Annotated in this window: 6 protein-coding genes; 4 read left to right on the top strand and 2 right to left on the bottom strand. The window is 61.2% G+C overall.

Annotated elements, in window-relative coordinates; all coding sequences use genetic code 11:
• On the bottom strand, positions 1 to 795 hold a 795-nt coding region (locus tag BN871_RS19240), incomplete at its 3' end, for an MFS transporter (protein WP_198158071.1).
• A 332-nt stretch (positions 796 to 1,127) separates the two neighbouring features.
• Here BN871_RS19240 and BN871_RS19235 point away from each other — a divergent pair.
• The 3 genes from BN871_RS19235 to BN871_RS19225 all read left to right on the top strand — a co-directional run bounded on the left by BN871_RS19235 (position 1,128) and on the right by BN871_RS19225 (position 5,205).
• Positions 1,128 to 2,951, top strand: a complete 1,824-nt coding sequence (locus BN871_RS19235; RefSeq protein WP_048748394.1) for an ABC transporter substrate-binding protein — start codon at positions 1,128 to 1,130, stop codon at positions 2,949 to 2,951.
• A 96-nt stretch (positions 2,952 to 3,047) separates the two neighbouring features.
• On the top strand, positions 3,048 to 3,950 hold the full coding sequence (locus BN871_RS19230) for a LysR family transcriptional regulator (RefSeq protein WP_048748393.1): 903 nt from the start codon (positions 3,048 to 3,050) through the stop codon (positions 3,948 to 3,950).
• A 115-nt stretch (positions 3,951 to 4,065) separates the two neighbouring features.
• Complete coding sequence (locus BN871_RS19225; RefSeq protein WP_048748392.1) at positions 4,066 to 5,205, top strand: 5-methyltetrahydropteroyltriglutamate--homocysteine S-methyltransferase; 1,140 nt, start codon at positions 4,066 to 4,068, stop codon at positions 5,203 to 5,205.
• A gap of 253 nt (positions 5,206 to 5,458) precedes the next feature.
• Here the strand turns inward: BN871_RS19225 and BN871_RS19220 are convergent, their stop codons facing one another.
• Positions 5,459 to 6,004, bottom strand: a complete 546-nt coding sequence (locus BN871_RS19220; protein WP_232313194.1) for a GNAT family N-acetyltransferase — start codon at positions 6,002 to 6,004, stop codon at positions 5,459 to 5,461.
• A gap of 284 nt (positions 6,005 to 6,288) precedes the next feature.
• Between BN871_RS19220 and BN871_RS19215 the strand changes: the two genes are divergently transcribed.
• A partial coding sequence (locus BN871_RS19215; RefSeq protein WP_048748391.1) for an efflux RND transporter permease subunit occupies positions 6,289 to 9,288 on the top strand: 3,000 nt, incomplete at its 3' end.

The raw sequence follows: 9,288 nt of genomic DNA, 5'->3' as shown, positions 1-9,288 counted from the left end.
CGGCAGCAGCAGGCTGCCKGCCAGTCCGCCGGCGCCGGCGGCGGAGAGCACGAGGCCCAGCATGCCGGAGCTCAGGGCGAGACGGTCCTTGGCGGTGAAGATCACCGTCGCATCCACCATGCCCGATGCGGCGTTCATGAAGACGACGAGCAGCGTAATCTGCCACAGCGCGCGGTTGCGCATCAGCTCCCGCCGCGCCTCGCCGAGCTCCCGGCTCCAGCCGGCCGGCTTCGGACGCGGCGAGCGGTCATCGGCCGGAAGCAGCGAGAGCAGCAGCAGGGCGGGGATGTAAGCGGCCGCCGTCAGAAGCAGGCCGTCCTGCAGGTTCGAGAAGGAGAGGATCAGCCCGGTCAGCGCCGGGCCTCCGATGCCGATCAGCGTCGTCATGAACGAGTAGGAGGCGTTGGCTGGCGCGAGCAGGCCGGCCGGGAGGCATTGCTTGACCAGTGCTACCCGCGCGTTGTTATAGGCATAACCGAATGTCATCAGCAGAAAGCCGCCGATATAGCAGGCATATAGGGAGGATGCGCCAGGCCCCTTCTCGGTCCACAGGTACAGGCCGGCCAGCACGGCGATCTGGAAGAAGACCGACAGGATCGTCCAGCGTTTCTTGCGGGAACGGTCGACCAGGACGCCGATGAATACGGCAAGCAGCAGATTGGGCAGAAATTCGATGCTGCGCATCGCCGACATCGCGACCGCGGAATGCGTGAGGTCGTAGAGGAGCAGCGGCAGCGTCAGCTCATAGAGCTTGCCGCCGAGCGCCAGCACGAAGCCGGAGGCCAGCAGCAGCATGAACGGGCGGCTCCTCCACAGAGCGGGCCGGAGGCGGTTCGGATGAGAGTCTGCGGCGGCGGAGACAGGATGCGGAGCCGCTGGGGAAGTCGGTCGGTCATCGGGCGGCATAACGGCATTCTCCTTGGTTTATGAGAACAGAAAGGATATCATACGAGTACGATCTTTTCTTCTCGAGTCGCAAGCTCCTTGCTTGCTTTCGGTTTGCCGAATGGCTTGGGCAGGCTTGCAGCATCAGTATAATCGGCCTATGCGAAGCCAAAAAGCGAAAGATATCGCGGCGCCGTTCGCCTTTTCGGGCGAAAGTCCGCCCTGTGGAGGGAGCCTGTGGAATGGAAGCGGAATGGTACTATTACAAACTGAGAGAACGGCATGCTTCCGTTCCGGAGGGTACGGCCTTCGAGCTGCCGATGGATCAGGTGTGCGAGGCGCTGGCCTGCACGAGGCGCAATGCCCAGCTGCAGCTGGCGTCTATGCAGGAGAGAGGGCTGCTGACGTGGGAGCCGGGCAGAGGACGGGGCAACCGCTCCCGCCTCACCTTCCGGGCTTCCCTTCGGGAGCCGATGCTGGACAAGGCCCGCCGCCTGGCTTCAGCGGGCAAGCTGGCCGAAGCCCGCAGGCTGCTGGAGCCGTTGGGCGATGACGCTCTGAACTTTGCCTTCGGGGAATGGCTGAGCGGGCAATTCGGCGTGCATCGTCCGGATGCAGGCCGGGATGTGCTGCGCTTCCCTTTTTATCGGCCGGTACCGGCTCTTGATCCGGCTATGGTCATGCGGCGCACCGAGGCGCACTGGGTCGCTCAAATCTTCGATACGCTATGCGCGTACGATCCGGATAGAGGCGGGCTGAGGCCTGCTTTGGCCCACGCCTGGGAACGGGACGGACAAGCAAGGCGCTGGCGGCTTTACCTGCGCAAGGGAGTGAGGTTCCATCACGGCAAGCTGTTGACCGCCGAGGATGCGGCATTTACGTTCCGGCGCATTCTGCGGCTGAACGGGGAGGACTTCGTCCTGCGGGATCTGCAGGAGATCCGTGTTCTGGACGACTACAGCCTGGAGCTTGGCTTCGGCCGGCCCGCCGCCCTGCTCATGCATGCCCTCTGCCTGGAGCGGTATTCAGTCGTGCCCTCGGATTTGAACGAGGAGACGTTCGCCCGCCTGCCGGTCGGAACCGGGGCGTTCCGCGTGACGGGCAATGACGAGTCGATGCTCGCCTTGGAGGCGCATGACCGCTATTTTCTCGGGAGGCCCCATCTGGACCGGATCGAGATGTGGGTATGGACGGATTATGATGGCATTCTCGAGCATGCGGAGAAGCTGGCCGGATCCCAATTGCTCTATTTGGAGACGGGCATCGGCAGCGAGGGGGAGAAGGCGCTCAGCCGCCTCGAAGCGGGCAGCACGTATGCGGCGTTCAACCTCAACAAGGCCGGACCGATGCAGGACCCCATCTTCCGCGAGGCTGTCGATGCCGCTCTGGACCGGCAAGCTATGGTCGAGGAGCTGGGGGGAGTGCGTGGAATGCCTTCCGGAAGCTTCTTTCCGGAAGGCTCCGCGACGGGGGACTCCAATCAACATGCCATGGATTCCGACCCGGCGGCCAGGAGCGGCAAAGCGGAGGGACTGCTTCGCCGCTCCTCTTACCGCGGGGAGACGCTGCGGCTGTTCACGTATGCCATGCCGGACAATGAACGGAATGCGGCCTGGATTCGGGACCGCTGCGGAGAAATCGGCATCGTGCTGGAGATCGTATCCATCCCGATCGAGCAGCTGTCGGATCCCGCTGTCCTGGCCGAAGCCGATCTGGTCGTGGCGGGAGAGGTGCTCGGCGAGCAGCCGGATCTGACCTTGATTGAAATGTACCGGATGACGAGAAGCTTCATTCCGAACCTGCTGAGTCCGTCCCTGCGGGCCGAGAACGAAAAGGCGATGGATGCCTGCATGTCCGAGATCAGCGCGGAGCGGCGGATCGCGCAGCTGAGAAGCTGGGAGCGAAGGCTGAGCTCGGAGCGGTTCCTGCTGTTCCTCTTCCACTCCAAGCACACCGCCAGCCTGGACCGGCGGCTGGGCGTGAATGCCTTGAACGCCTGGGGAAAGGTCAGTTATAAGGACGCATGGGTGAAGCCCGCCAAGGCCGAGGATTGGCCGCATGGTTGAGGATAGCCGAAATAGGGGCTGAAGATAGCCGGAATCAAGACATGCCTGGTAATACTTTTTATTTCCATAAGTGTGAAGAGGAGAAGGGGGAAGTCCATGACGCTACAGCAGCTCAAATATGTCATTGAAGTTGCGGTCCGCGGATCGATGAACGAGGCGGCCAAGCGGCTGTTCATCTCGCAGCCGAGCCTGTCCAAGGCGATCCAGGAGCTGGAGAACGAATTGCAGATTACGATCTTCCGGCGCACCAACAAGGGAATCATCTTGTCCGCCCAGGGAGCCGAATTCCTCGCCTATGCCCGGCAGGTCATCGAGCAGGCGGAGCTTCTGGAGAGCCGCTACCTCAGCGGCAAGCCGTCGCCGCAGCATTTTTCCGTCTCGACCCAGCACTATGCCTTTGCGGTGAATGCTTTCGTGCAGCTCGTGCAGGAGTACGGGCAGGAGGAATACGAGCTCGCTCTTCGAGAGACGAAGACGCATGAAATCATCGAGGACGTGCGCACCCAGCGCAGCGAGATCGGCATCCTGTACCGCAATGAATTCAATGCCCAGGTCATCCAGAAGCTGCTGTCATCGGCCAATCTGGAATTCCGGACCTTGTTCACGGCGCAGCCCCATGTGTTCATCAGCATCCGCAATCCGCTTGCCAAGCAGGCCAGCGTCACGATCGAGGATCTTCAGCACTATCCGTACCTCTCCTTCGACCAAGGGGAGTACAACTCGTTCCACTTCTCGGAGGAGATTCTCAGCACGCTCTCGCATCCAAAGAGCATCCGGGTCAACGACAGGGCCACGCTGTTCAATCTGCTGATCGGCCTGAACGGCTATACGATTTCGACGGGCGTGCTGAGCGCCGATCTCAACGGCAACGAGATCATTCCCGTGCCTCTCGAATGCGAGGAGACGATCGAGGTCGGCTGGATCAGCCACCGGCATATCGCCCTTTCCAAGCTGGGAGCCGCTTACGTAGAGGCCTTGCATGAGGTCATAGGCGGTTGATATAGCTGAGAGGCATAACTGGCTATAGAATATGGGAGTTACTTGATAACGGCTCCGGCATGGTATCTTTCCTTTACCAACCAAGAGACGCAGGTCCGAAGGAGAGATGATTTCCATGTGCCAAACGATTTCCACCCATCCCCATGCCCGCCATACGACTCCCTACCGCTTCGACATGGTGGGAAGCTTCCTCCGCCCCGAGGCATTGAAGGAAGCGCGCCGCCGCCATGAAGCCGGAGAGCTCGGCGCCGAGGAGCTGCGCACGATCGAGGACCGGGAGATCCTGGCCCTGGTCGCCAAGCAGAAGCAGGTCGGATTGAAGGCCGTAACCGACGGGGAGTTCCGCCGGTCCTGGTGGCATCTCGACTTCATGTGGCATTTGGACGGGGTGGAAAAAGCGGCCGTGCCGCAGGGCTATCTGTTCGAAGGCGTGGAAACGCGCGCCGAGACGGCCAGGCTGACCGGCCGGATCTCCTTCGGCAGCCATCCGTTCATCGAGGACTTCCGGTTCCTGCTGGCCGCAGCGGGCACGAATGCCGTCGCGCGCCAGACGATCCCGGCGCCGGCACAGCTGCTGGCGGAGCTGCTCCGTCCGGAGAACAAAGCCGGCACGGATGCCGTCTATGCCTCTATCCATGACTTGGCTTCGGACGTATCCCGCGCTTACCGCGACGCGATCCTGGCCTTCTACGACGCCGGCTGCCGCAGCATCCAGCTCGACGACTGCACCTGGGGCATGCTGTGCGATCCGAAGTTCCGCGACGGGCTCAAGGCCGCAGGCGCCGATCTGGATGATCTGGCCAAGCTCTACGCGCAGGTGAACGGCGCCGCAATCGCCGATCTGCCGGGGGATCTGGCCGTGACGACGCATGTATGCCGCGGCAATTACGCCTCCACCTGGGCGGGCGCCGGAGGGTACGAGCCGGTAGCCGAGCAGCTGGCTGCCATCGGCTCGCTGGACGGTTATTACCTGGAGTTCGACACGGACCGCGCGGGCGGCTTCGAGCCGTTGCGCCATATTGGAGAAGGACAGATCGTGCTGGGGCTGTTCTCTTCCAAAAACGGCGAGCTCGAGGATAAGGAAGCCATTCTCGAGCGCATCCGGGAAGCCGGGCAATACGTCGACATCAACCGGATCTGCCTGAGCCCGCAGTGCGGCTTCGCCTCCACGGAAGAGGGCAATATCCTGACCGAGGAGCAGCAATGGAGCAAGCTGGCGCTGATCAAGGAGATCGCGGATGAGATTTGGAAGTAGAGGCAAGGCAGCTGTCCAGAGGTGATCGTATGGTCTGCTTACGAATTGTAGAGCATGAAAAATAGGGGAAATGAAATAGGAGACTTGTTCCCGAGAGGGGGCAGGTCTCCTTTTTTGGGTATGGATGGCATCATTCCATCGATGTCGAACCTGATTCCGGCTCCATTCAATCAGCGGCCAGCAGTCCGGTCCACTGCGCAGCCGCATGCGACAGGCGGAGGAGGATTCTCCTAAGCTCATGCACTAAACCTCTTCAATAGAGATAACCAAGAAAATCGAGTTCGCCTTCATTCCAGCGGTCGGGTCCGACCTGCTTGACCATCAGGGCGTCCATGTCCTCCGATCCGATGCCGGCGGTGCTCAATGTCTCGTGATTGACTTTCATCCATTTGCATTTGGCTTGAACAGGATGGTAGCCGTTTTTCAAATACAGGGTCCTGTCATCCGCGAACAGAAGAATGAAGTCGATCGCTCTTCCTTCGCAAAAACGATCCATTGCGGCCAGCAGGGCTGACCCGACTCCCCGCAAGCGCGAGGAAGCTTCGACGCACAGGTCGATGACGCCCAGGACGCGAACGGGCTTTCCGCCGGCATTCATCATTCGGTAGTCTGCCGCGGCATGTCCAATCAGCCTGTTTTCCGAGTCATAAGCCAAAAACCGAAAATGGGGCAGCTGCTTGAAAAAAATACGGTCCTTCGGATAGATATCCGGGAAGCTCTGCAAAAGCAGCCCTTGAATGGCTGCCGTCATCTCCTTGTTCAAATCCGTCTCCCATACCTGCTCGATCCTCAGAATCATCTCTCCCCGTTTGTATACCGTTCAGCCGTCGTTCCTTGGCAGCCGCCGCCAAGCTTGCCGCCGCCTCATCTATCGGCTGAGAACTTCTATATGAAGACGCTGAAAAGCCCTTCGGGTTGCTGTCCCCGTTGCCGGCCTCCGCCTCCAGACCGATGCCCCGCCCTCCTTCAGCCCGGACTCAAGACCGTTCCCAAGCCGTTTCCCGCCCTCTCTTCCGGCGGGTATGCTAGAAACTGGCTTTCATAAAGAGACAGGGAAATTCGGATGAGGAGAGGATTCAAGGGATGAGGTCGTTGATCGAAGGGGCTTTCCGCAACAAGGCTGCTGTTATTTTGTGTGTGATTTTGGTATTGGGACTCGGCGTATTCAGCTACTCGAAGCTGCCGATGGAGTTTTTGCCGGAGGCGGACAATCCGCAAGTGACCATTACCGCGATCGGTCCCGGTTATGACGCGGCTTCCATGGAGACGCTGGTGACCAAACCGATGGAGGAGGCGACGGCGGGCATCAAAGGGAAGACCGCTTCGTTCGCTTCTTCCGGAGACAGCTATTCGCAAATCAATCTGTCGTTCGATTCGTCGACCGACATGAAGCAGGCGAAGATCGATGTCGACCGGGCGATCGCCGCCGTGCCGCTGCCGGAGCGGGTCGGCGCGCCGTATGTCGTCCAGCTCAACACGTCGATGATTCCCATCAGCTGGGTGACGCTCACCTACGGCGACAGCCTGGATGCGGCGCATCAGGAGCAGGCTCAGAAGGAAATCATGGAATCGTTCCAATCCATCGACGGCATCGGCTCGGTAACGGTGTCGGGCAGGCCGCAGCCGCAAATCCGGATCGTGCCGGATGCGGCGAAACTGCAGGAGAAAGGCGTTCCCCTGCAGGCGCTCTATGCGGTCATGAACGGCCGCTCCGCCTCCGCCTCGGTCGGTTCGGGCATACTGGACGGAGCGGCGGTCAACCTGAACGTCAGCTCCGTCCTGCATGACGAGGCGGCGCTGAAGAAGCTGCCGGTGGCGGCCGGCGTCGCTCTTGGCGAGGTGGCATCCGTCGAGCGGGAGAGCGGCAGAGAGAATATAAGCCGCATCGACGGCAAGGATGCGATGGTGCTTACCTTCACCAAGGCCGCGGGAGCGAATGCGGTCGATGTCGGCAAGCAGGTCGAGCAGAAATCGGAGCAGCTCAGCAAGGAGATTCCGGGCGTGCAGCTGAGAGTGCTCATGAGCACCTCCGAGCAGGTCGTTCATTCCGTGAACAGCATGATGCGGGAGGTGCTGATGGGCGCTTTGTTCGCGACGATCGTCATTCTCGTCTTCATGCGCAACTTCCGGGCGACGCTGGTTACGATCGTATCCATTCCGCTGTCGCTCGGGTTGACTCTGTACCTGCTCGACGCCTCCGGCGTCACGCTCAACATCCTTACGCTCGGCGGCGTCGCCGTTGCCGTCGGACGGCTGGTGGACGACAGCATCGTCGTTATCGAAAATATATTCCGAAGGCTGCAGAAGGAGCCGTTCTCGCCGAAGCTGGTCATCGATGCGACGCGGGAGGTCGGCACGGCCATCACGGCATCCACGCTGACCACTGTCGCCGTGTTCCTGCCGATGGGCCTGCTGCGCGGTTCGCTGCAGTCGTTCCTGCTGCCGTTCGCCTTGACGGTCACCTATTCCCTGCTGTCGTCGCTGCTTGTAGCGCTGACGGTCATTCCGCTCATGAGCTCCCGCATGTTCCGCAATGTACGGATTGCCGAGCATGCGCCGTCGCGCCGCTTCCAGAAGATTCTGGAGTGGAACCTGCGCCGAAAATGGGTGCCGCTGACGGCTGCCGTCATTCTTCTTGCCGGCTCGATCGGCGCGTATGCGGCCATGCCGAAAGGGGCGATCGATTCCTCGGACGCTTCCAACGTCAGCATTACGCTTGCGTTCAAGGCCGACGCGACCCAGGCGCATCTGCTGGAGGAAGGCAAAAAGATGGAGACCTTCCTGAGAGGCTTGGACGGCCAGGAATGGGTTTATATGTCGGCAGGCAACAGCTCGGACGGAGCCAGATTCGGAGAAATCTCCTCCCCGACGCAGGTCACCTTCCTGCTCGGCATGAAAAAAGGCGCGGATGCCGAAGCCGTCATCGAGTCGATCAAATCAAAGCAGTCCGACTACCCGGATGCGGAATTGACCGCTTCGGCGATGAGCTTGATGTCCGGAGGCGGGGGGTCGCAGGTATTCGTCGACGTCGCCGGCTCCGATCTCGCAGCCGTGTCGAAAACGGCGGACGAGGTGATGGCCCGGATCAAGCCCGTCAAGGACGTGCTCAAGGTCGAGAGCAACCAGCAGGAACGCAAGCAGGTCTATACGCTGGAGGTCGATCCGGCGCAGGCCAAGGCGGCGGAGATCGCCCAGCAGCTGCAAGGCATGCTGAACCCGGTTCCGGTCGGCCAGCTGACCGAAGCGGACGGCAGGCAGACACCGGTCATTCTGGAGCCGATGCTGAAGCCGGAAAAGGCTTCCGACCTGCCGGGCCTGACCGTGATGACGGATGCGGGGCCGAAGCAAGTGTCGGCCGTCGCCCAGTGGAAGAAAGAAGAGAAGGCGGCCGTATCCTATCTTAAGGACGGCAAGCCTTATGTGAGAATAACCGCATCGGCGGAGCCGAGCCGCCTCTCGATCGTCGGAGCCGACATCAAGAAGGCAGCCGAGGAAGTGAAGGCTCCGGCCGGAGTCAAGGTTCTCGTCGGCGGAGCCTCCAGCGACCAGTCGCAGGATTTCGCGGATCTCGGCATGATCGCGCTCGTCTCCATCGGAATCGTGTACCTCATCATGGTGCTGACGTTCAAGACGCTGCGGGCGCCGCTCGCCATCATGTTCACGCTGCCTCTGGCCGCAATCGGCGCGGTGCTGGGCCTGATCGTCACGCAGGTGACGCCGGACTTCACGGCGATGTTCGGGGCGCTCATGCTGATCGGCATCGTCGTCACCAACGCGATCGTGCTCATCGACCGCGTCAAGCAGAACGAAGAGCGCATGACCATCCGGGAAGCGCTGCTTGAGGCGGCGGGAACCCGCATGAGGCCGATTCTGATGACGGCCGTCGCCACCGTCTGCGCCATGCTCCCGCTTGTGTTCGGCTCCTCGGAAAGCGGCAGCATCGTGTCGCAGAGCCTCGCCATCGTCGTCATCGGCGGCTTGATCGTGGCGACTGTGCTCACGCTGATTATCGTGCCGTGCATCTACGAGCTGCTGTTCTTCCGCAAGTCGGCGCGCCAGCGCCGGGATGCGGCCGCGACTGCG

The sequence above is a fragment of the Paenibacillus sp. P22 genome, from assembly GCF_000469945.2.
Classification (GTDB): Bacteria; Bacillota; Bacilli; order Paenibacillales; family Paenibacillaceae; genus Paenibacillus_O; species Paenibacillus_O humicus.
This window is presented reverse-complemented; position numbering and strand designations above follow the sequence as displayed.

Bases quoted from the DNA above. Each gene is read 5' to 3' on its own strand.
- BN871_RS19235 (WP_048748394.1), top strand. From the start codon at position 1,128: ATGGAAGCGGAATGGTACTATTACAAACTGAGAGAACGGCATGCTTCC.
- BN871_RS19230 (WP_048748393.1), top strand. From the start codon at position 3,048: ATGACGCTACAGCAGCTCAAATATGTCATTGAAGTTGCGGTCCGCGGA.
- BN871_RS19225 (WP_048748392.1), top strand. From the start codon at position 4,066: ATGTGCCAAACGATTTCCACCCATCCCCATGCCCGCCATACGACTCCC.
- BN871_RS19220 (WP_232313194.1), bottom strand. From the start codon at position 6,004: ATGATTCTGAGGATCGAGCAGGTATGGGAGACGGATTTGAACAAGGAG.